Source organism: Pantoea sp. sgz302252 (genome assembly GCF_047713085.1).
Classification (GTDB): Bacteria; Pseudomonadota; Gammaproteobacteria; order Enterobacterales; family Enterobacteriaceae; genus Scandinavium.
In genome coordinates this window covers 161,673-182,596 of record NZ_JBLFJW010000005.1, presented here as the reverse complement: position 1 = coordinate 182,596, position 20,924 = coordinate 161,673, and the positions used below count along the sequence as shown (strand labels likewise).

The 20,924-nt window shown below is 53.1% G+C and carries 21 protein-coding genes and 1 CRISPR repeat array (1 of these 22 only partly in view); of the genes, 8 read left to right on the top strand and 13 right to left on the bottom strand.

The genetic code is table 11. From position 1 onward, the window contains the following. Positions 1–111: 111 nt before the first annotated feature. From rpoS to cysG, 13 genes are all read right to left on the bottom strand, one after another. Positions 112–1,104, bottom strand: coding sequence for an RNA polymerase sigma factor RpoS (rpoS, locus tag ACLW56_RS06010; RefSeq protein ID WP_039029959.1), 993 nt, complete (start codon positions 1,102–1,104; stop codon positions 112–114). Positions 1,105–1,162: 58 nt separating this feature from the next. Next, positions 1,163–2,317: a murein hydrolase activator NlpD gene (gene nlpD, locus ACLW56_RS06005; RefSeq protein ID WP_415377589.1), complete on the bottom strand. Its 1,155-nt coding sequence runs from the start codon at positions 2,315–2,317 to the stop codon at positions 1,163–1,165. Between the two features lie 125 nt (positions 2,318–2,442). After that, positions 2,443–3,069 carry a protein-L-isoaspartate(D-aspartate) O-methyltransferase gene (locus tag ACLW56_RS06000; protein WP_330982895.1) on the bottom strand — a complete coding sequence of 209 codons (627 nt, stop codon included), beginning with the start codon at positions 3,067–3,069 and terminating at the stop codon, positions 2,443–2,445. Beyond that, entirely contained in the window at positions 3,063–3,824 is a 762-nt protein-coding gene (surE, locus tag ACLW56_RS05995) for a 5'/3'-nucleotidase SurE (RefSeq protein ID WP_330982894.1), read from the bottom strand. The genes ACLW56_RS06000 and surE overlap by 7 nt, the downstream gene beginning before the upstream one ends. Continuing rightward, positions 3,805–4,854: a tRNA pseudouridine(13) synthase TruD gene (gene truD / locus ACLW56_RS05990; RefSeq protein ID WP_330982893.1), complete on the bottom strand. Its 1,050-nt coding sequence runs from the start codon at positions 4,852–4,854 to the stop codon at positions 3,805–3,807. Before truD ends, surE begins: the two co-directional genes overlap by 20 nt. Then, positions 4,851–5,330: a 2-C-methyl-D-erythritol 2,4-cyclodiphosphate synthase gene (ispF, locus tag ACLW56_RS05985; protein WP_330982892.1), complete on the bottom strand. Its 480-nt coding sequence runs from the start codon at positions 5,328–5,330 to the stop codon at positions 4,851–4,853. Before ispF ends, truD begins: the two co-directional genes overlap by 4 nt. Further along, entirely contained in the window at positions 5,330–6,040 is a 711-nt protein-coding gene (gene ispD, locus ACLW56_RS05980) for a 2-C-methyl-D-erythritol 4-phosphate cytidylyltransferase (protein ID WP_330982891.1), read from the bottom strand. The genes ispF and ispD overlap by 1 nt, the downstream gene beginning before the upstream one ends. A 20-nt stretch (positions 6,041–6,060) precedes the next feature. Continuing rightward, positions 6,061–6,378: a cell division protein FtsB gene (gene ftsB / locus ACLW56_RS05975; RefSeq protein WP_330982890.1), complete on the bottom strand. Its 318-nt coding sequence runs from the start codon at positions 6,376–6,378 to the stop codon at positions 6,061–6,063. Positions 6,379–6,530: 152 nt separating this feature from the next. Further along, on the bottom strand, positions 6,531–6,857 hold the full coding sequence (locus ACLW56_RS05970) for a DUF3561 family protein (RefSeq protein WP_330982889.1): 327 nt from the start codon (positions 6,855–6,857) through the stop codon (positions 6,531–6,533). A gap of 43 nt (positions 6,858–6,900) precedes the next feature. Beyond that, positions 6,901–7,506, bottom strand: coding sequence for an adenylyl-sulfate kinase (gene cysC / locus ACLW56_RS05965; protein ID WP_330982888.1), 606 nt, complete (start codon positions 7,504–7,506; stop codon positions 6,901–6,903). Then, positions 7,506–8,936 carry a sulfate adenylyltransferase subunit CysN gene (gene cysN / locus ACLW56_RS05960; RefSeq protein ID WP_330982887.1) on the bottom strand — a complete coding sequence of 477 codons (1,431 nt, stop codon included), beginning with the start codon at positions 8,934–8,936 and terminating at the stop codon, positions 7,506–7,508. Before cysN ends, cysC begins: the two co-directional genes overlap by 1 nt. A gap of 9 nt (positions 8,937–8,945) precedes the next feature. Further along, positions 8,946–9,854, bottom strand: coding sequence for a sulfate adenylyltransferase subunit CysD (gene cysD, locus ACLW56_RS05955; RefSeq protein ID WP_330982886.1), 909 nt, complete (start codon positions 9,852–9,854; stop codon positions 8,946–8,948). Positions 9,855–9,863: 9 nt separating this feature from the next. After that, on the bottom strand, positions 9,864–11,279 hold the full coding sequence (gene cysG / locus ACLW56_RS05950) for a siroheme synthase CysG (RefSeq protein ID WP_415377584.1): 1,416 nt from the start codon (positions 11,277–11,279) through the stop codon (positions 9,864–9,866). 238 nt (positions 11,280–11,517) lie between these two features. Here cysG and ACLW56_RS05945 point away from each other — a divergent pair, with 238 nt between their 5' ends. The 8 genes from ACLW56_RS05945 (at position 11,518) to ACLW56_RS05910 (ending at position 18,382) form a co-directional block, all read left to right on the top strand. Next, a complete protein-coding gene (locus ACLW56_RS05945) occupies positions 11,518–12,561 on the top strand; it encodes an aminopeptidase (protein WP_330982885.1) in 1,044 nt (347 codons plus the stop codon). 263 nt (positions 12,562–12,824) lie between these two features. Then, complete coding sequence (locus ACLW56_RS05940; RefSeq protein WP_330982884.1) at positions 12,825–13,298, top strand: PTS sugar transporter subunit IIA; 474 nt, start codon at positions 12,825–12,827, stop codon at positions 13,296–13,298. A gap of 9 nt (positions 13,299–13,307) precedes the next feature. Beyond that, the gene (gene rhaD / locus ACLW56_RS05935; protein ID WP_330982883.1) at positions 13,308–14,129 is read left to right on the top strand and encodes a rhamnulose-1-phosphate aldolase; all 822 of its coding nucleotides are present in this window, start codon (positions 13,308–13,310) and stop codon (positions 14,127–14,129) included. A 30-nt stretch (positions 14,130–14,159) separates the two neighbouring features. Next, entirely contained in the window at positions 14,160–14,459 is a 300-nt protein-coding gene (locus ACLW56_RS05930; RefSeq protein ID WP_330982882.1) for a hypothetical protein, read from the top strand. A 176-nt stretch (positions 14,460–14,635) separates the two neighbouring features. Then, positions 14,636–16,051: a PTS galactitol transporter subunit IIC gene (locus ACLW56_RS05925; protein WP_330982881.1), complete on the top strand. Its 1,416-nt coding sequence runs from the start codon at positions 14,636–14,638 to the stop codon at positions 16,049–16,051. 5 nt (positions 16,052–16,056) lie between these two features. Further along, positions 16,057–17,112, top strand: a complete 1,056-nt coding sequence (locus tag ACLW56_RS05920) for a 2-hydroxyacid dehydrogenase (protein ID WP_330982880.1) — start codon at positions 16,057–16,059, stop codon at positions 17,110–17,112. A gap of 45 nt (positions 17,113–17,157) precedes the next feature. Next, positions 17,158–17,424 (top strand): HPr family phosphocarrier protein, encoded by a 267-nt coding sequence (locus tag ACLW56_RS05915; RefSeq protein ID WP_330982879.1) that lies wholly within the window; start codon positions 17,158–17,160, stop codon positions 17,422–17,424. A gap of 124 nt (positions 17,425–17,548) precedes the next feature. Further along, on the top strand, positions 17,549–18,382 hold the full coding sequence (locus ACLW56_RS05910) for a helix-turn-helix domain-containing protein (protein ID WP_330982878.1): 834 nt from the start codon (positions 17,549–17,551) through the stop codon (positions 18,380–18,382). A 182-nt stretch (positions 18,383–18,564) separates the two neighbouring features. After that, a CRISPR array of direct repeats spans positions 18,565–20,924; the repeat unit is 29 nt; unit sequence CGGTTTATCCCCGCTCACGCGGGGAACAC; it runs 2,488 nt beyond the window's last position.

The following is a 20,924-nucleotide window of genomic DNA, read 5'->3' as shown; positions in this document are numbered from 1 at the left end:
CCTATGACGAATTTCATTCGTTAGAGGTTTGTCATCACTCTCAAGGCCAGATCATGACGATCTGGCCTTTTTGATGGAAACTTGCTTAAGCAGACAACGGCGTTGCCCTGATTATTCGCGGAACAGCGCTTCGATATTCAGCCCTTGCCCCTGCAGAATTTCACGCAGGCGACGCAAACCTTCTACCTGAATCTGACGAACACGTTCACGAGTCAGGCCAATTTCACGGCCAACATCTTCCAGTGTTGCAGCTTCATACCCCAGTAAACCGAAACGACGTGCCAGCACTTCACGCTGTTTGGCGTTCAGTTCGAACAGCCATTTGACGATGCTCTGCTTCATGTCATCGTCCTGCGTGGTGTCTTCCGGGCCGTTGTCTTTTTCATCGGCCAGGATATCCAGCAGCGCTTTTTCGGAATCGCCACCCAGCGGGGTGTCGACCGAGGTAATGCGCTCGTTGAGACGCAGCATACGGCTGACGTCATCAACCGGTTTGTCCAGTTGCTCAGCGATCTCTTCGGCGCTCGGTTCGTGGTCCAGTTTATGGGACAACTCACGCGCGGTACGCAGGTAAACGTTGAGCTCTTTGACAATGTGAATAGGCAGACGAATGGTACGGGTTTGGTTCATGATCGCCCGTTCAATGGTCTGACGAATCCACCAGGTTGCGTAGGTCGAGAAACGGAATCCGCGTTCCGGGTCGAATTTTTCGACCGCGCGAATCAGCCCCAGATTGCCCTCTTCAATCAGGTCCAGCAATGCCAGGCCGCGATTGCTATAACGACGGGCAATTTTCACCACCAGGCGCAGGTTACTTTCTATCATCCGGCGGCGTGAAGCGACATCACCACGCAATGCGCGACGTGCGAAATACACTTCTTCTTCGGCCGTTAGCAGTGGGGAGTAACCAATCTCCCCAAGGTAAAGCTGAGTCGCATCAAGCACACGCTGTGTGGCGCCCTGTGATAACAGCTCTTCCTCAGCCAGGTCGTTATCACTGGGTTCCTCTTCTACTAAGGCTTTCTCATCGAAAGCCTCTGCTCCGTTCTCATCAAATTCCGCATCTTCATTTAAATCATGAACTTTCAGCGTATTCTGACTCATAAGGCGGCTCCTACCCGTGATCCCTGGACGAAACACACCTCACGGTTGTTTCGCCAAATTATCGCTGCGGCAAATACTGCAGCGGGTTGACGGATTTCCCCTTGTAACGAATTTCAAAATGCAAGCGTGTTGAACTGGTTCCGGTGCTACCCATGGTAGCTATTTTCTGCCCCGCCTTGACCTCTTGTTGTTCCCGGACCAGCATTGTGTCGTTATGGGCGTAGGCGCTCAGGTAATCATCGTTGTGTTTGATGATAATAAGATTACCGTAACCGCGCAGTGCGTTACCGGCATAGACGACGCGCCCATCTGCGGTCGCGACGATAGCCTGTCCTTTACTGCCTGCAATATCGATACCTTTGTTGCCGCCATCGCCGCCACTAAAGTTTTCGATAATGTTGCCGTCAGTCGGCCAGCGCCAGGAAGAGATCGGCGAACTGGTAGACGTACTGCTTGCAGTCGGTTGGGTAGTGCTCGCAACAGGTGCCGTAACAGGCGCGGTGACTGGCGTCACAGGCTTGTTATTAGGCAACATTTTGTTAGCACTCTGTTCACCTGAATCCTCAGAATACGTAATTGTTGGTTGAGACGCAACCACTGCAGAGGAATTTTGTGCAGGCTTTGAGACTAATCCAGGCGAAGCGCTACTGGCTTGTTCACTGGCTTGTGCTACGGCGTTATTCCCGGTAATGGGCTGCCCGCTCGCACTGCCCACTTGCAGAACCTGACCGACATTCAGCGCATAAGGTTCAGCCACATTGTTGCGCTGCGCCAGGTCACGGAAATCGTTCCCGGTGACCCATGCGATATAGAACAGGGTGTCGCCACGTTTAACGGTATAAGTGCTGCCACCGGTATAGCTGCCTTTTGGAATATCGCCGTATTTACGGTTATAGACGGCATGGCCGTTCACAATCTGCACCGGCTGCTGCTGCTGCGCTGCCGCAACAGGCTGCTGCTGCATCGGCTGAATTTGGGGTTGTACGGGGGCTGTTTGCACAGGCTGTGGCTGCGGAGCCGTCTGCGGTGCCATCCCCCCTTTTTGCGCCGGAGTAATTAACATTCCAGAATTGGTGCCAGACGAGGCATTGCCGCCGACAGAACTGACCGGGGCAGGCGCATTATTGGACGAAGTGCATCCAGCCAGCCAGAGTGAAACCAGTGATAATGCCGCAACGCGACTAACGGTGAATTTTGGGCTTCCCGTGCTCATTTATCCCCCAGGAATGTGTTAACTGCCAGTGTCTTAGAAACCGCATAGCGCAGCGGTAATCACACAAAAAAGTGCGCTAACCCTACGCCAAAGGGCGTAGTGAAAGAAACAGGAAAACTCCTGTATTACGCCAGTTCGCCCTTCACCAATGGCACAAAGCGAACCGCTTCTACGGTATCGATAATAAAGTCATCTCCCCGTCGGCGAACACGTTTAAGCAACTGATGTTCTTCGCCGACGGGTAAAACCAGAATGCCGCCTTCAGCAAGCTGTGACATCAACGCGGCCGGAATTTCCTGCGGCGCTGCGGTAACAATAATGGCATCAAATGGCGCTCGTGCATGCCACCCCTGCCAGCCGTCGCCATGACGAGTTGAAACATTATGTAAATCAAGCTGCTTTAAACGGCGGCGGGCCTGCCATTGCAGGCTTTTTATTCGCTCGACGGAACAAACGTGATGCACCAAATGCGCGAGAATGGCCGTCTGATAGCCTGAACCGGTACCAATTTCCAGCACTCGGGATCCCGGCGTCAGCTCAAGCAGCTCGGTCATCCGCGCCACCATGTACGGTTGCGAGATGGTTTGTCCTTGACCAATCGGCAGCGCAACATTTTCCCACGCTTTGTGTTCAAAGGCTTCATCGATAAACTTTTCACGCGGAACCTGAGCGATGGCTTCGAGCACGCGCTCGTCCAGAATGCCCTGGTTACGCAGTTGATTGAGAAGGCTTTGTACGCGTTTGCTTACCATTGCCCATCAACTCCAGCACGATCTAACCAGCCAGCCACCACGTCCTGAGCGCTGTAAGCCGTTAAATCGACGTGCAGCGGCGTGACAGAAACGTAGCCTTCGTCAACGGCGGCAAAGTCTGTGTCAGGGCTCGCATCGCAGGCATCACCTGGCGGCCCAATCCAGTAAAGTGTGTTACCGCGAGGATCTTGTTGAGGAATGACTTTATCGGCCGGATGGCGGCTGCCGCAGCGAGTGACACGAATGCCTTTGATTTCCGAGAGCGGCAGGTCCGGCACGTTGATATTCAGGATGCGGCCGGTGCGCAGTGGCTCCCGGGCAAGGGCTCGCAGAATCGAGCAGGTGACCGCCGCTGCCGTATCGTAATGTTTGTACCCGTTGAGGGAGACAGCCAGTGCGGGAAAACCAAGATGGCGACCTTCCATGGCCGCCGCTACCGTGCCGGAATAGATGACGTCGTCGCCAAGATTTGGCCCGGCATTGATGCCGGAGACCACCACATCCGGACGTGGTCGCATCAGCGTATTGACGCCAAGGAACACGCAATCGGTCGGCGTGCCCATCTGCACGGCAATATCGCCATTTTCAAAGCTGAAGGTGCGAAGCGACGATTCCAGAGTCAGCGAATTAGACGCTCCGCTGCGGTTACGATCGGGTGCGACAACCTGAACCTCGGCAAACTCGCGCAAGGCTTTGGCTAGTGTCTGAATGCCCGGCGCATGGACCCCGTCATCGTTACTCAGCAATATTCGCATAATCACCTGTTGTGTTGATAAGTTCCCTTACCACACTGGTGGCAAAACTGCCTGCAGGCAGCCAGAAACGCACCTCGACGGTAACGTCATCCCACCAGTTCCAGCTAAGTTGTTGCGGATAGAGCAGCACTGCTCGTCGCGCCGCCTCGACTTTTTCACGCAGCAATAAAGATTGCAGCAGCGTGTCGTCGGCAAGCGTCCGTTGCTCAAAATCCAGTGCGGCGCGCTGTGTTCCCCACTCACCGCTGCCAGGCAGCGACGCGGTGATCATCAGGGCGCGACTGTCGACCCGGGACTGAAGTTCGGGCATCTCTTCGTCCGTTGCCACGAACCAGCTTCCCCGTCCCGCTAATTGTAGCGCATCACCGTCAACAACTTGATTAAAGTCCGGTTTTTTTAACCGTTCACTGACCAGTTGATTAAACAACGCACTGCGGGCCGCCGACAACCAAAAACTGCGCTTATTACGATCGCGCACAGGTGCATCACTCTGCGCCCAGCGCAGTGCGCCCTGCAGATTGCTGCCCCCCATCCCAAAGCGTTGCGCGCCAAAATAGTTCGGCACACCCTTTTCCACGATCGCCTGAAGACGAGCTTCCACGTCGTCGCGGTTGGTGATTTCCCGCAGAACCAGCGTGAACGCGTTGCCTTTCAGCGCCCCCAAACGCAGCTTGCGTTTATGGCGGGCATATTCAAGGACTTTACAGCCCTCAAGCTCAAATTTGCTTAAATCAGGCATCTCTTTGCCTGGCACGCGCGCGCAAAGCCATTGCTCGGTTACGGCGTGTTTGTCTTTCTGTCCGGCAAAACTCACTTCACGGGCATGAATTTTCAGGAACTTTGCCAGCGCATCGGCCACAAAGTGAGTGTTGCAGCCGTTTTTCAGGATGCGGACCAGCACGTGTTCGCCTTCGCCATCGGGCTCAAACCCTAAGTCCTCGACCACCAGAAAATCTTCGGGATTGGCTTTCAGCAGCCCCTTCCCCTGCGGTTTCCCGTGAAGGTAAGTGAGTTCATCGAAGGCAATCATGGCTTGACCTTATGCAGCAGCGCCACGGCTTCACAGGCGATCCCTTCTCCACGCCCGGTAAACCCGAGTTTTTCGGTGGTGGTCGCTTTGACGTTAACGTCATCCATGTGGCAACCGAGATCTTCGGCAATAAACACACGCATCTGTGGAATGTGCGGCAGCATTTTCGGCGCCTGCGCGATGAGGGTGACGTCGACGTTTCCAAGGCTGTAGCCTTTCGCCTGAATGCGACGCCAGGCTTCCCGCAGCAGCTCGCGGCTGTCTGCGCCTTTAAACGCCGGGTCGGTGTCCGGGAACAATTTGCCAATGTCGCCCAGAGCAGCGGCGCCTAACAGCGCGTCGGTCAGCGCGTGCAGCGCTACGTCACCGTCGGAATGCGCCAGCAGGCCTTTTTCGTAAGGGATACGTACGCCGCCAATGATAATCGGGCCTTCACCGCCAAAAGCGTGTACGTCAAAACCGTGTCCAATTCGCATTATGCCTGCTCCTGAAGTCCGCATCGGGTAAGGTAAAATTCTGCCAGCGCCAGGTCTTCCGGGCGGGTCACTTTAATATTATCAGCACGTCCGGCGACTAACTGTGGATGGAAGCCACAATATTCCAGCGCCGACGCTTCATCCGTGATCACCGCGCCTTCGTTGAGCGCCCGGGTCAGGCAGTCAAACAGCAATTCACGGGGGAAGAATTGTGGGGTGAGCGCGTGCCAGAGATCGTTTCTGTCAACAGTGTGGGCGATGCCATCTTTGCCCGGTTCGGCTCGTTTCATGGTGTCACGCACAGGTGTAGCCAGAATGCCGCCGACACGGCTTGTTTCACGCAGCGCGATCAGGCGCTCAAGATCGTCCTGATGCAGACAAGGCCTCGCCGCATCGTGCACCAGTACCCATTGCGCATCACCCGCTGCGCGCAGGCCCGCCAGAACGGAATCCGCACGTTCAGCGCCGCCTTCGACGACAGTGATTTGGGGGTGTTGCGCGAGAGGGAGTTGCTGGAAACACACATCACCGTCGCTAATCGCGATGATCACGCGTTCCACACCCGGATGCGCCAGCAGTGCGGCTACCGAGTGTTCCAGAATCGTTTTGTTACCGATTGAAAGGTATTGTTTCGGGCATTCCGTTTGCATGCGGCGGCCAAAGCCGGCTGCCGGCACCACGGCACAAATGCCCGGAAAAGTGGCTGCCATGTCGTTATCCTGGCGTCTGTTTATCGATTGTTTTGCCCTGAGCTTTGGCTTTGATTACGTTTTGACGCATCAGGCACCAGACGATAAAAGGTTTCGCCCGGGCGCGTCATGCTCAGTTCGTTGCGAGCGCGTTCTTCGATAGCTTCCTGGCCGCCATTGAGATCGTCAATTTCGGCGAAAAGCTGATCGTTGCGCGCTTTAAGTTTGGCGTTAGTTGCCTGCTGTGCGACCACGTCGTCATTGACGCGACTGTAGTCGTGAAGACCATTCTTGCCGAACCACAGTGAATACTGTAGCCAGACCAGTAAAGCCAGCAATAGCAGCGTTAATTTACCCATCCTGCCCCCTGAAAAACGGCATCATCATCCCGTAACTTGCCGGAGTACTCGCCTCTGGCGTGCGGACGATGCCGCATAACGCCGGGAATGTACCACATTTTGCTCGTCGAGTCGTATGACTCATTGCAATCAGAATGCATATCAGACAGGGATCAACCCAGCAGCCATAAAAACAGCAAACCGAACAGCGCCGCCACGGTGATGAGCGTCACCACAGTGCTGTAAAGCAGCCTGCCGTCGAGCAACGAATGCAGCGCAATACCAATCACCACTGAGACGGGTAACAGCGCCAGAAAGAAGGGCCAGGTGTAGAGGAAGAAAAACAGGGTGTTGCTGCCGTAGAACAAAACCGGGATACCCAGCGCCAATAGCCACGCAACAAAACCCACGACCGCGCCAGAAAAAGACCAGGTGGTCTCTTCGCTGTCGCTGTTCATGGGTTCTGCCCGGCTCAGGGTTATATTTTGGGTATTACGCATATCAAATCCTGTTTCCTGACTTGGCCGGAAAACCGGCCGGGTCTCAGGATCTGATAATATCGCCCTGTCTCAGCAGGTCTAATAATTGGTTAACCAAATTTGTTACCAATTGTTCGCCATCAAGGTGGATTTCTGCCTTTTCTGGCGCTTCGTAAACGGCGTCGATTCCGGTGAAATTACGCAGTTCACCGGCTCTTGCTTTCTTGTACAGACCTTTAGGATCGCGCGTTTCACACACCTCCAGCGGCGTGTCGACAAACACCTCAATAAAGCGCGTTTCGCCCACACGTTCGCGAACCATTTGCCGTTCTGCACGATGTGGCGAGATAAACGCCGTCAGCACGACCAGCCCGGCATCGACCATCAGTTTTGCCACTTCACCCACACGGCGTATGTTCTCTTTGCGATCGTCATCGCTAAAGCCCAGATCGCTGCACAGACCGTGGCGCACGTTATCGCCATCCAGCAGATAAGTGCTGACACCAATTTCGTGCAGCGCTTCTTCCAGCGCACCGGCGACGGTGGATTTTCCCGAGCCCGAAAGCCCGGTAAACCACAGCACAACCCCACGATGCCCGTGGAGTTGTTCGCGCTGCTGCTGCGTAACCGGATGCGGATGCCAGACGACGTTTTCGTCATGCTGGGCCATTACTTGCCTCCCAGCAGGTCGCGTGCGCCCCAGTGCGGGAAGTGTTTGCGCACCAGCGCATTCAGTTCCAGTTCAAAAGCACTGTGATCCGTACCAGCCTGTGCCGCTTTTTCTTGCTGCGGTTCACGCACCATGCCCGCACCGACCGTCACGTTGCTCAGACGGTCGATAAAGATAAGGCCCCCCGTCACCGGATTTTGCTGATAGTTATCCAGCACCAGCGGCTCATCAAAGGTCAAATCAACCAGCCCGATCCCGTTCAATGGCAGTTGCGTCGCTTCAAGCTGAGTCAGGTTGTTGATATCCACCTGGTACTGCACGCCATCCACACGCGCCCGGGTTTTCTTACCCGCAATTTTAATCTCGTAGCTTTGACCGGGTTGCAGCGGCTGTTCCGCCATCCACACCACGTCCACACTCGCGCTTTGTACCGCAGGCAGTGTTTCCGTCACATCCACCAGCAAATCGCCACGGCTGATGTCGATTTCATCTTTCAGCACCAGCGTGATAGCCTCGCCCGCCGCAGCCTGTTGCAGGTCACCGTCAAAAGTGACGATCCGCGCGACAGCAGATTCCACGCCCGATGGCAGCACTTTCACACGCTGCCCAACGCTCACGGTGCCGGAAGCCAGCGTGCCAGCGTAGCCACGGAAATCGAGGTTTGGACGGTTCACATACTGCACCGGGAAACGCAAAGGCTGGCTTTCAACTACGCGTTTGATTTCCACTGTTTCAAGTACTTCCAGCAGCGTCGGGCCGCTGTACCATGGCATTTTTTCGCTCTGACTTGCAACATTATCACCTTCCAGGGCAGACAGCGGCACAAAGCGGATATCCAGTTCGCCCGGCAGCTGTTCGGCAAACGTCAGATAAGCTTCACGAATTTCGTTGAAGGTGTCTTCGCTGTAATTCACCAGATCCATTTTATTGACCGCGACCACCAGATGCTTAATCCCCAGCAACGTAGAGATAAAGCTGTGGCGACGGGTTTGGTCCAGCACGCCTTTACGCGCATCCATCAGCAGAATCGCAAGTTCACAGGTTGATGCGCCGGTCGCCATATTGCGGGTGTACTGCTCATGCCCAGGAGTGTCGGCGATGATAAATTTGCGCTTCTCGGTGGAGAAATAGCGGTACGCCACATCAATAGTAATGCCCTGCTCGCGCTCAGCCTGCAAGCCATCCACCAGCAGCGCCAGATCCAGTTTTTCGCCCTGAGTGCCGTGACGCTTGCTGTCATTGTGCAGCGAAGAAAGCTGATCTTCGTAAATCTGACGGGTATCGTGCAACAGACGGCCAATCAGCGTACTTTTGCCATCGTCGACGCTGCCGCAGGTCAAAAAGCGCAGCAGGCTTTTGTGCTGCTGAGCGTGCAGATACGCTTCCACGCCGCCTTCATCGGCAATCTGTTGTGCAATCGTTGTGTTCATGGCGGCTCCTTAGAAATAACCCTGACGTTTCTTAAGCTCCATGGAGCCTGCCTGGTCGCGGTCGATCATGCGGCCCTGACGTTCACTGGTGGTCGAGACCAGCATCTCTTCGATGATTTCCGGCAACGTCTGCGCTTCAGACTCCACCGCGCCGGTCAGCGGCCAACAGCCGAGGGTACGGAAACGCACCATGCGCTGCTCGATAACCTCGCCAGGCTGCAAATCGATACGATCGTCGTCGATCATCATCAGCATGCCGTCGCGCTCCAGCACCGGACGAGGGGCAGCCAGATACAGCGGAACGATTTCAATATTCTCCAGATAGATGTACTGCCAGATATCCAGCTCGGTCCAGTTAGAAAGCGGGAACACGCGAATGCTCTCGCCTTTGTTAATCTGGCCGTTATAGTTGTGCCACAGCTCCGGACGCTGATTTTTCGGGTCCCAGCGGTGGAAACGATCGCGGAAAGAGTAGATACGTTCTTTGGCGCGAGATTTTTCTTCATCACGACGAGCCCCACCGAATGCGGCGTCAAAACCGTATTTATTCAGCGCCTGCTTCAGGCCTTCAGTTTTCATGATGTCAGTGTGTTTAGCGCTGCCGTGCACGAACGGGTTGATGCCCATCGCCACCCCTTCCGGGTTTTTATGCACCAACAGCTCGCAGCCGTAGGCTTTCGCAGTGCGGTCACGGAATTCGTACATCTCACGGAATTTCCAGCCGGTATCCACGTGCAGCAACGGGAATGGCAGGGTTCCTGGGTAGAACGCCTTGCGCGCCAGATGCAGCATCACGCTGGAATCCTTGCCGATGGAGTACATCATCACCGGGTTGGAAAATTCAGCCGCCACTTCACGGATGATGTGGATGCTTTCCGCCTCCAGCTGCCGCAAGTGAGTGAGTCGTTTTTGGTCCATAACCGTTCCTTAAGCCAGATTCACCACGGAGGAGTTAAAGCCCTCCTGTTGTGGGTTGTGTTGAAACCAGGCGAGCTGATGATGCAGTTGCACCACCTCTCCAACCACCAGCAAAGCTGGCATTGGGGCGTCTTTCGCAAGGCTCTCGAGTTGTTGTAATGTGCCGACGCTGACCTGTTGATCGGCGCGAGTGCCACGGCTTATCACCGCCACCGGGGTCGAAGCATCGCGCCCGTGCTGGATAAGCTGTTGGCTGATGTCCGCCGCCTTCATGGTGCCCATGTAAATCGCCAGCGTCTGACGGCTTTGCGCCAGGTGCGCCCAGTCAAACGGCGTGCTGTCGGCTTTGTAATGTCCGGTCACGAAAGTCACGCTTTGGGCGTGATCCCGGTGGGTTAATGGAATCCCGGCATAGGCCGTTGCCCCTGCCGCTGCGGTCACACCGGGCACCACCTGGAACGGCACGCCTGCTTCTGCCGCCGCCTGCAGTTCTTCGCCGCCGCGGCCAAAAATAAACGGGTCGCCACCTTTCAGACGCACCACGCTTTTGCCCTCAAGCGCCGCCTCCACCAGCAGACGATTCGTTTCATGCTGAGGTACGGTGTGGCTGCCTGCGCGTTTGCCCACGCAGATAAGATCTGCATCGCGGCGAACAAGCTCAAGCACCGAGTCCGTCACCAGATGGTCGTAAAACACCACATCGGCCTGCTGGATAACCTGCAAGCCACGAAGCGTCAGCAAGCCTGCATCGCCCGGCCCTGCGCCAACAAGCGTGATATCGCCCATGCGACGTTCAGGCTGATTCAGTTCATCTTCCAGCGCCTGCTGAGCCGCCGCTTCATTCCCGGCCAACATCTGGCTGGCGAAACGCCCGGTGAAGACGCGCTCCCAGAAACGACGGCGTTCAGCCACACTGGTCAGCCGCGTCTGCAAGTGATGACGCCAATAGCTCGCCGCTTGCGCCATGCGCCCAATGTTGGTTGGCAACAGCGCCTCAATTTTTTCCCGCAGCAGCCTTGCCAGCACCGGCGCTGTGCCACTGGAAGAGATAGCCACCATCAACGGTGAGCGATCGACAATCGAAGGGAAAATGAACGAGCAGAGCGGCGGGTTATCAACCACGTTCACCAGACGCTGGCGAGCGTCCGCGGCAGCAAATACGCGCTGATTGAGTTCAGCGTCGTCCGTCGCGGCAACCACCAGGAACACAGTGTCGATTTGGGCCTCGTCAAACTCTTCGGCAAGCATTGTGATATCGCCGCTCTCCACCTGCCCGGCGATTTCCGGCGCGATCTCACGGGCAACCAGCCGCACGCGGGCACCTGCCCGGCGAAGCAGCACGATTTTGCGGGCAGCAACGTCGCCTGCGCCGATAACCAAAACCGGGCGGTCTTTCAGTTCAGCAAAGAGAGGCAAATAGTCCACGGGGCGACAACTCGTTCACATTCAGTCATAGGGCGACTATAGGGGGAGGCTTAGAGCAAATGAAATTACGAAATGGAATGAGTAGTTCCGCAAAGGAATAACACTTCAGAATTGTTCAGATAAAAAAGTGCTTAGTGCGCGTTTTCTGGGCAGTTTAAGACGAAATGAAATTGTGTTGAGCCGGTCACAGTTTCATACTAATGCGGTTAATTATTTTGCCCTCATGTAAGGACACATTATGTTTGCCGCATTGTGCCGCCGCCTGCTGCCGCTCGCGATTGGCGCATGTTTTTCGACCTCTGTTTTCGCCGCCGTTGTGCCCGCCGGTCATATTGCCAATGAGCAAGCACGCCATATCGCCACCTATTTCCCTGGGCGAATGACAGGTAGCCCGGCCGAAATGCTCTCAGCCGACTATGTCCGTCAGCAGTTCTCCCTGATGGGTTACGAGAGCGATATCCGCACGTTTAAAAGCCGCTTCATTTATACCAGCAAAGATAATCGACAGAACTGGCATAACGTCACCGGTAGCACGGTCATCGCCGCACACGAAGGCAAAGCCAGCCAGCAGATTATCGTGATGGCACATCTTGATACCTATGCTCCGCACAGCGACACAGACGTGGAAAAGAACCTCGGCGGTTTGACGCTACAAGGCATCGACGATAACGCGATGGGCGTCGGCGTGATGCTCGAACTGGCCGAGCGCCTGAAAGATATTCCCACCGAGTACAGTATTCGTTTCATCGCCACCAGCGGTGAAGAAGAGGGGAAACTGGGCGCAGAAAATATCCTCAAACGCATGAGCCCTGAAGAGAAAAAGAACACCCTGTTGGTGATCAACCTCGATAACCTGGTAGTAGGCGACAAACTCTATTTCAACAGCGGCAAAACCACGCCAGCCTCCGTGCGCAAACTGACGCGCGATCGGGCGCTCAAAATTGCGCACAGCCACGGTATTCAAGCCATCAGCAATCCTGGGCTGAACCCTGCTTACCCAAAAGGGACAGGCTGCTGTAACGATGCAGAGATTTTTGATAAAGCGGGTATTCCGGTGCTTTCTGTCGAAGCCACTAACTGGTCACTGGGTAATAAAGATGGGTTCCAGCAGCGCGCAAAATCGCATGCCTTCCCGGAGGGTACCAGCTGGCATAACGTCCAGTTGGATAACCAGCAGTACATCGACAAAACCCTGCCGGGGCGGATCGAGCGCCGTGGCCGCGATGTCATGCGCGTGATGCTGCCGTTGATGAAGGAGCTGGCTAAGGTGAGGAAAGCCTGAAGCCAGCCACAGAGCTTTTGACGACACGCTATATAAGGAAGGGTGAGCCATCTCCCTTCCTTTTTTTCGTCCCGCTATCGCCCCGAAAGCAATGATCAGCAACTTGTGATGAGTATCACCCGCATTTTAATCAGACAGACAGCTTTTATCGTTACCCGTCCACAGCCTTAAAGAATTCCCCGCTCTGCGTCCTAAGATGGCAGTCAGCAACATTATCTGGCGACCTTAGCCGCTAACCGGGACATAAAACGCAGGGACAACACATGATGGGAAGTACGATAAGTGAGTTTATCTCGCCTTCTTTGATCACCTTAAATGCCGCCTATGATTGTCAGGATGATTTTTTTAAGCACTCTTTTCAGGCTTTGTATCTGCAGGAATACGTCGAAGCAAGCTATCTCAATAAGATCGTGACCAGAGAAAAAGAGTACCCAACAGGATTAGTGGCAGCCGGGCTGAATATCGCTATCCCCCATACCGATCCTCAGCACATTAAGAAGCCTTTTATTGCGATCACTCAGTTGGCAAACCCTCTGCCCTTTTTTGTTATGGGGACGACGGATGAAAGCGTCAATGTCGACTGGATATTTTCACTGGGCGTCACCCAGGCAGAAAATCAAATATTCCTGCTGCAGACATTGATGTCCATATTTTCACATCACGAGAGAGTCGAAGCCCTGAAGGCGTTAACTTCTGCGGATGACGTTTTTGAATTTTTCAATTCAGTCTCATTATAAGGTGACACTATGATTATCTATAACATTAATGAAGCGCCGTTTATCAAAGAGATGAGCGATATTACTCTTAAATTATGGGAGAAAGGGTGGGCGGAAAGAAATGGCGGCAATATCAGCTATCTTCTGAATGAAGAAGACGTTGCCCCTTACCTGAATACGGAACAGTTGCTCGACAAAATCGAGCTGCCTATTGCGCTGCCGGATCTGGCTAACAAAATCTTTCTGGTATCGGGATCCGGGAAGTATTTTCGCAATGTCATCAAAAATCCTGCCGATACGCTGGTTATCCTGAAAGTCTCCGCAGATGGCCGACATTACCACCGCCTGTGGGGTCTGGTTAACGGTGGCACGCCCACCAGTGAATTAGCCTCCCATTTAAAATGTCATGACACTCGTCTGAAGCACGACCCCAGCCATCGGGTCATTTTACACACTCATGCCACAGCCACTATCGCGATGACATTTGTCCACGACCTTGATGAAAAGAAATTTTCAAAAACGCTGTGGCAGCAGATTACCGAATGCCTGGTCGTGTTCCCGGAAGGCGTTGGGATTGTGCCGTGGATGGTGGCTGGCACCATTGACCTCGGCCTGGCCTCAGCTGAAAAGATGGAATATTGCCGAATCGTCATCTGGGCGCATCACGGCATTATGGGCGCAGGCTGTAATCTGGATGATGCGTTGGGTCTGGTCGAAACCGTCGACAAAGCCGCAGATATTTACCTGCGCGCCTCTGCGGTAACCTCCGGAATTAAGCAGTCTATTACGAGCGATGAATTAAGAGCGTTGGCTGATACGTTCAATGTCACACCACGAGCAGGGATTTTATAACCCAACAATAAACCTATAAAGGAAGCACAGATGAAAAATATCAATGTCATTTCTGTTTGTGGGTCCGGCACCGTGACCAGTTCCATGGTTGCCGAAAAAGTAAAAGATATTCTTGACGTCAATGGATACAAAGCCAAAACGGTTGAAGTCAATCCAGGCGGCGTCGAAGGACAATTGAGTTCAGGAAAGTGGGACATTATTGTTCACACCAGCCCACTCAAGGACACCTACGACCTCCCGACCATTAATGCCGTAGGATTATTAATAGGCACTGACGAAGATGGTTTTATCGAAGAATTACTCAACGCCGTAGAGAAATTAAAAATTTAATCACGACATCTCCATAAACCTCAGTTTATGGAGAAAGCGTGTCTACCCGACGCTGCACTCTGCTGTTTTGTTGCAGCTTACGATCTCTGTAGATTTTATCTATTCATCAGAAAGCGTTGCTGAACAGTCAACCGTTCTCAGCTTAATTCTGATCACAAGAAGCATGAGAGGGGAAAATGTTAGATCTTCTGTCGAAAATTATGAACTCCTTTGGCGCGGCGATAATTGTTCCATTTATCATTTATATCATCGCGCTGATTATGAAGGTGAATCATAAAAAGGCACTGAAAGCAGGCTTGAATGCCGGTATTGGTTTAACCGGCTTCGGCATGCTGATTGGTGCCTATACGCCTGTCGTCACTCCCGTCATCACCCGTATGGTGGAAACATCAGGCATTTCGTTGCGTATTCTGGACACCGGCTGGCAGGCAACCAGCGTTGTCGCCTACTCAACCAATGTTGGGATGATTTTTTTGGGCCTCGGGCTCCTGTTTCAGACAATTTTATTTATCACCCGCTTTACGAATATCTTTATGCCCTCAGACATGTGGAATAACTTTTCCTTTATGCTCTGGGGGTCAATGCTCTATATCGCAACGGGCAACATTTATTTGGCCATTGGTTTGATGCTGTTGTCGAATTTATATTCTTTGGTCTGTTCCGAAATTGTCGCCAAACGCTGGTCTACCTACTATGGCTACCCCGGGTGCACCATGACGGCTCCACACCATGTCTGCTCAGTTCCCTTAGCTATTGTCGTCGACTGGATCCTTAATAAGTTAGGCGCCAACAAAGTTAAATGGAACCCGGAAACCTTACAGCAAAAATTAGGTTTTATGGGCGAGCCCATCAGTCTGGGCCTGGTATTAGGCTGCTTAATTGGGCTTGCCGGCAACTATACGCGCCTGGAGACCTTAGAAGCCTGGGGTGAAGTCTGCAAAGTGGGGATCGCCACAGCAGCCGTGATGTGCATCTTCCCTAAAATCGCCGGGGTTTTCGCCTCAGCCTTCACCACCCTCACCGATGCCTCCAGAAAAACCGCCAAAAGCAGTGGCCAGAATCGGGTCTGGTATCTGGCGATTAACGATGCCGCAGGCTATGGCGAATCCGCCACCTTACTGACCGGAATGTTGCTTATTCCTGTCATCTTTATTTTGGCCATTATCTTACCCGGTAATCAGACGCTCCCCATGGTCGACCTGATTGCTATCCCGTATATGATTGAACTTATTATCGCTATCTCGGGTGGCAACATTTTTAAATCGCTTATTTCTGGCGCAATCTGGTGCGTTGGCGGGTTATATATCATTACCGCAGTGGCTCCGGTCTTCACCGACGTCGCCAAAAGTGTTGGCGTGATTCTCCCGGCTGGCGCGTTGTTAATTTGCAGCTTTGCCGTGATGACTAACCATCTTATGGGCGGGTTATTCCTCATCTTCCTTACGCAAAACCCACTTTATATTGCGCTTAGCGTCATTGTTTACATCGTGTTCTATCTTTTCGTGCGCATCAAACGAGAGGCCATTCATGCTTATCTTGAAAGACAGGTCAGCGTAAATGATGAACAAAAAACCCTTACGGAAAAAGGATAATAACCATGAAACTGGTCATAGTGGGAGATGCGCTGGTCAGCAGTGCGACGTTAATGGATGCGGCCAAAGGCATTGATTTTGCTGGCCGAAACGGCGAAGAGCTCGACATCGCCACGTTCGAATGGTTTTCACAGCTGGATAAAGAAGCGTTCCAGGCAAAAATACTGCAAATAGAAAAGCATGGCCCTGAGGCGGTTCCTGTGCCAGACGGCATTATCGAGGCGATGCGTGAAGCGGATTACCTTCTGGTGCACATTGCCCCCGTATCAAACGCCATGCTGCAAGCTGCCAATAAGCTGAAACTGATTGGCACCTGTCGCGGTGGCCTTGAGCATATTGCGCTGGACAGCGTGAAGCAGAAGGGCATTACGCTCATTCATGTGATCCGCAACGCCGAGCCGGTGGCAGACTTCACGCTCAGCCTGATGTATGCCGAAACCAGGAATATCGCGCGTGCTCACCATGCGATTAAAACGGGTCAGTGGTGTAAAAGCTTTTCTAACGATGCCTTCAAAACCGTGTTGGCTAACCATACGGTAGGCCTGATTGGGCTTGGTTACATTGGGAAATTAGTGGCTAAAAGACTCAATGCGTTAGGCATAAAAGTGATTGCTCACGATCCCTTTATTGAAGCCGCCATGCTAAGCAAAGAAGGCATTCAGGTGGAACTTCTGCCTCTGGAAAGCGTGGTATCACAAGCGGATATTTTGTCTTTGCACATGCGCTTAACACCCGAAACAGAGGGGATGATCAATAAAGACATCTTTAATAAAATGAAACCTGGCAGCTATATCATCAACACCGCGAGAGCGGGCGTCGTCTGCAAAGAAGATTTGATCGACGCATTGCAGAATAAGCGCATCGCCGGTGCTGCGCTGGATGTCAGCTGGTGTGAACCCATTGAAAACAACGATCCCTTGTTGGAACTGGATAACGTTACGCTCACTCCCCATATTGCGGGTGACACCATTGATGCTATTCCGAAAGCACCTTATTTGTTGAAAACTGTGTTGAACGAATATTTCAAAACAGGACATAGCGATATGTTAATCAGGCTGTAACCCACAGCTGACATCAGCATTCCTATTCACTTCAGGATGAGTTGAATGATTAGAGAAACATTACGTGTAAACAACACGACGGGTTTGCATGCCCGGCCAGCCAGTGCCATCGTTAAAGTTGTTTCCAGACATCATGCAAAAGTAGAGTTTCTGTTTAAAGAAAAGGTCATAAAAGGAAAAAGCGTCATAGGACTCATGACTGCCGGAATAACGGGCGGAGCAAGCGTTGATGTTTTTTGTGATGGCGAAGATGAACAAGCCGTTTATTCAGAAATCAAAGCCTTGTTCGACGCCGGGTTTGGCGAAAAATAATCGCTAGCGTTTTTAATCATCACTTTGCCCAAATAATAAAGGCTAAAGGGCTTAGCTCTTTAGCCTTTATGTGATAGCGTGTATACCCTGTAAATAGAGAAAACCTGAAGAATACATCTTGATTATGAATAAACTGGCATCTCAAGATCACTTTATCTCAGAGCATCAAAACATCATTATTACCTCACGCATTCCGCAACACTATTCACCAAAACCAAATTTTAATTTCAGCAAGATAACCTTTATCGCTGATGGTATCGGCCTGCATATTATTAATGGGAAACCTTACACTATTTATCCACGAATGCTCTTTTTTACCCAAGCCACCGACCAGCAAATCTATGAGCATACTCAAAACCTAAGCGTGATTAATATCTATTATCAGCCATCGGCCCACTTCCATTTGATTAAAGGGTTTGAAGCCTTAATCCCAAAACAATTTGCCTCGTACCATATTCACCGTTTTTTAGACAGACAAAGTGCAGGCATGATAAACGACGCACTGGATAAATTAATTGCCAGCCAGCACCAAGGATACATTGAACAAGAGAGTCTTTTTTTACGGCTGCTGGTAGACCTGCGGCATTGCAGCTATTTTTACGACAAGAACAATACTAACGAGAGAAGAACCCTGAGATTAATTCGCTGGCTGCATGCCAATTATCAGGAACATATTGACTGGGGACAACTGGCCTCACAGTTTTCCATTACAGTGCGAACCATGCATCGCTATCTTGATAAAGATGTGGGCCTGTCACCCCAGCGATATTTAAATAAAGTCCGATTGTTTAATGCACTTTACCAACTGCTTTACAGCAATAAAGCCATCACGTCTGTCGCCCAGGATTGTGGTTTTGACGATCACTCCTGGTTCACGACCTGTTTTCGCAAAGAATTTGGGGTTCCGCCGAGGAATGTCAAAGTGCAGGGTTCACCGTACGGCCAACTCAGGAAATGAACTATTCTCCGGCGATAATACCGTGCTGCTTAATCATGCATCGAAAAACACTATCTGGTCACATTGGGCGCCGTAGCCGCGATACAGTGAAAGTTGTACCACCTTTGGAGAAAGAACTGACGAAGATGAGGAAAGCTTAATTTGTCCCCTGCTCGGCCCATGCCAGGACTGAACCTCAATAGCTGTTTATCCCCGCTAACGCGGGGAACACCAGAGAGCCTTGAACGATACCCAATGTCCACGCGGTTTATCCCCGCTGGCGCGGGGAACACAGGGGTACCAAGAGCCAACTCAACACCGTCGCCGGTTTATCCCCGCTGGCGCGGGGAACACAGATTAAAGCGCAGTACCGTAACGCCAGTATTCGGTTTATCCCCGCTGGCGCGGGGAACACCAGCGCGTCGTCGTTTGGGATCCGGTGATGGGCGGTTTATCCCCGCTGGCGCGGGGAACACGTTTGCGGTGTGGCCGTGCGCTCTCATTCTAACGGTTTATCCCCGCTGACGCGGGGAACACCCCCTGGCGGAGGTAAATCACCTTCTGACTCTCGGTTTATCCCCGCTCACGCGGGGAACACGCTAACTGAACCGTACATCATGCAGTTGCATGCGGTTTATCCCCGCTCACGCGGGGAACACTTTCTCCCAACGAACGGCACTGGACAGGTAACCGGTTTATCCCCGCTCACGCGGGGAACACGTCGCTGTTGGGAATGTGTTTTGCAGTACCTGCGGTTTATCCCCGCTCACGCGGGGAACACAGATGTGTACCTATGAACTTGAGTTTTTCTGTCGGTTTATCCCCGCTCACGCGGGGAACACTAATTACCCGCTTGATACATCTGCTATGGATGCGGTTTATCCCCGCTCACGCGGGGAACACTGCGGTGATTGTTGTTGATGATTGTGTTTTTACGGTTTATCCCCGCTCACGCGGGGAACACTGCTGTTTCTACTGGCATTATTTCGCTGCCCCCGGTTTATCCCCGCTCACGCGGGGAACACGATTGATAGTTTTCTACAGCTTCATTCAGCGCCGGTTTATCCCCGCTCACGCGGGGAACACTGTTCTTTGATGGCGTGCAGGCGTTCTGCCAGCGGTTTATCCCCGCTCACGCGGGGAACACCTGAACGCTGTCCGGTAATCGCATATCATCCCCGGTTTATCCCCGCTCACGCGGGGAACACCGTTGCCCGGCTGGTGCTGCTGATCGCAATCCCGGTTTATCCCCGCTCACGCGGGGAACACCCCTAATCAGCCTAATTTTTTCACCGATGTCGCGGTTTATCCCCGCTCACGCGGGGAACACCTGCGCGGTGTTTGCAACAGCTTTTACGGCGGCGGTTTATCCCCGCTCACGCGGGGAACACTGCGGCGGGATTTTTCAGCGATGGCTATCTGGCGGTTTATCCCCGCTCACGCGGGGAACACGCAGATAACCGGAGAGCATTATGACGAAAACCAGGTTTATCCCCGCTCACGCGGGGAACACGCGAATAACTGGTTGAGCAGCTCGACAATTTGCGGTTTATCCCCGCTCACGCGGGGAACACCATTATCACCACTAACCACTGATTGGTAATCGCGGTTTATCCCCGCTCACGCGGGGAACACCGGAACTTCACGAAGTCCTTGACCGTGCCGTGCGGTTTATCCCCGCTCACGCGGGGAACACAGAAATCCAGACCGTACCGCTCCACGTAACAGCGGTTTATCCCCGCTCACGCGGGGAACACATCCCAGACGTATGCGGATAATTTAACGCTCACGGTTTATCCCCGCTCACGCGGGGAACACTATCCCCCCTCCTCACCTCGATTTTTTGTATTCGGTTTATCCCCGCTCACGCGGGGAACACTCTTTTGTGGAACCCCCCACTGTCATGATTCACGGTTTATCCCCGCTCACGCGGGGAACACTGCCGCTTTTCTAACGCTGTTATCAATGCTGGCGGTTTATCCCCGCTCACGCGGGGAACACTAGCTTTAGCAACTTGCGCCTCTTGATATGCGCGGTTTATCCCCGCTCACGCGGGGAACACAGCTCGGTATGTCAATTACTAATACTGATGCCCGGTTTATCCCCGCTCACGCGGGGAACACTATTGCCCGTTGCCGCTCCTGGATGTTCGGGCCGGTTTATCCCCGCTCACGCGGGGAACACCAGCGCGTCGTCGTTTGGGATCCGGTGATGGGCGGTTTATCCCCGCTGACGCGGGGAACACAAGCCTTCGCGCTTGGCGGTAATGTCGATAACCGGTTTATCCCCGCTGACGCGGGGAACACTGGCCACCGTAAATCGTTACGCCGCCCGCCACCGGTTTATCCCCGCTGACGCGGGGAACACATTCCCTTGATGATGCGCAAATTGACGTTGCGCGGTTTATCCCCGCTGACGCGGGGAACACTATCATTGCCCGGGTATTGTTTCCGTCTGTGCGGTTTATCCCCGCTCACGCGGGGAACACTTCGAAAACTACCAGGGTGTCATCTATTACTGCGGTTTATCCCCGCTCACGCGGGGAACACTTCCGTAGCAGCAA

Coding starts and splice junctions, on each gene's coding strand:
- cysN (WP_330982887.1), bottom strand. CDS start 8,936: ATGAACACAACGATTGCACAACAGATTGCCGATGAAGGCGGCGTGGAA.
- ACLW56_RS05910 (WP_330982878.1), top strand. CDS start 17,549: ATGAATAAACTGGCATCTCAAGATCACTTTATCTCAGAGCATCAAAAC.
- nlpD (WP_415377589.1), bottom strand. CDS start 2,317: ATGAGCACGGGAAGCCCAAAATTCACCGTTAGTCGCGTTGCGGCATTA.
- ACLW56_RS05940 (WP_330982884.1), top strand. CDS start 12,825: ATGATGGGAAGTACGATAAGTGAGTTTATCTCGCCTTCTTTGATCACC.
- ACLW56_RS05920 (WP_330982880.1), top strand. CDS start 16,057: ATGAAACTGGTCATAGTGGGAGATGCGCTGGTCAGCAGTGCGACGTTA.
- ftsB (WP_330982890.1), bottom strand. CDS start 6,378: ATGGGTAAATTAACGCTGCTATTGCTGGCTTTACTGGTCTGGCTACAG.
- ispD (WP_330982891.1), bottom strand. CDS start 6,040: ATGGCAGCCACTTTTCCGGGCATTTGTGCCGTGGTGCCGGCAGCCGGC.
- ACLW56_RS05945 (WP_330982885.1), top strand. CDS start 11,518: ATGTTTGCCGCATTGTGCCGCCGCCTGCTGCCGCTCGCGATTGGCGCA.
- ACLW56_RS05925 (WP_330982881.1), top strand. CDS start 14,636: ATGTTAGATCTTCTGTCGAAAATTATGAACTCCTTTGGCGCGGCGATA.
- ACLW56_RS05915 (WP_330982879.1), top strand. CDS start 17,158: ATGATTAGAGAAACATTACGTGTAAACAACACGACGGGTTTGCATGCC.
- cysC (WP_330982888.1), bottom strand. CDS start 7,506: ATGGCCCAGCATGACGAAAACGTCGTCTGGCATCCGCATCCGGTTACG.
- ispF (WP_330982892.1), bottom strand. CDS start 5,330: ATGCGAATTGGACACGGTTTTGACGTACACGCTTTTGGCGGTGAAGGC.
- cysD (WP_330982886.1), bottom strand. CDS start 9,854: ATGGACCAAAAACGACTCACTCACTTGCGGCAGCTGGAGGCGGAAAGC.
- rhaD (WP_330982883.1), top strand. CDS start 13,308: ATGATTATCTATAACATTAATGAAGCGCCGTTTATCAAAGAGATGAGC.
- surE (WP_330982894.1), bottom strand. CDS start 3,824: ATGCGAATATTGCTGAGTAACGATGACGGGGTCCATGCGCCGGGCATT.
- truD (WP_330982893.1), bottom strand. CDS start 4,854: ATGATTGCCTTCGATGAACTCACTTACCTTCACGGGAAACCGCAGGGG.
- ACLW56_RS06000 (WP_330982895.1), bottom strand. CDS start 3,069: ATGGTAAGCAAACGCGTACAAAGCCTTCTCAATCAACTGCGTAACCAG.
- rpoS (WP_039029959.1), bottom strand. CDS start 1,104: ATGAGTCAGAATACGCTGAAAGTTCATGATTTAAATGAAGATGCGGAA.
- ACLW56_RS05930 (WP_330982882.1), top strand. CDS start 14,160: ATGAAAAATATCAATGTCATTTCTGTTTGTGGGTCCGGCACCGTGACC.
- ACLW56_RS05970 (WP_330982889.1), bottom strand. CDS start 6,857: ATGCGTAATACCCAAAATATAACCCTGAGCCGGGCAGAACCCATGAAC.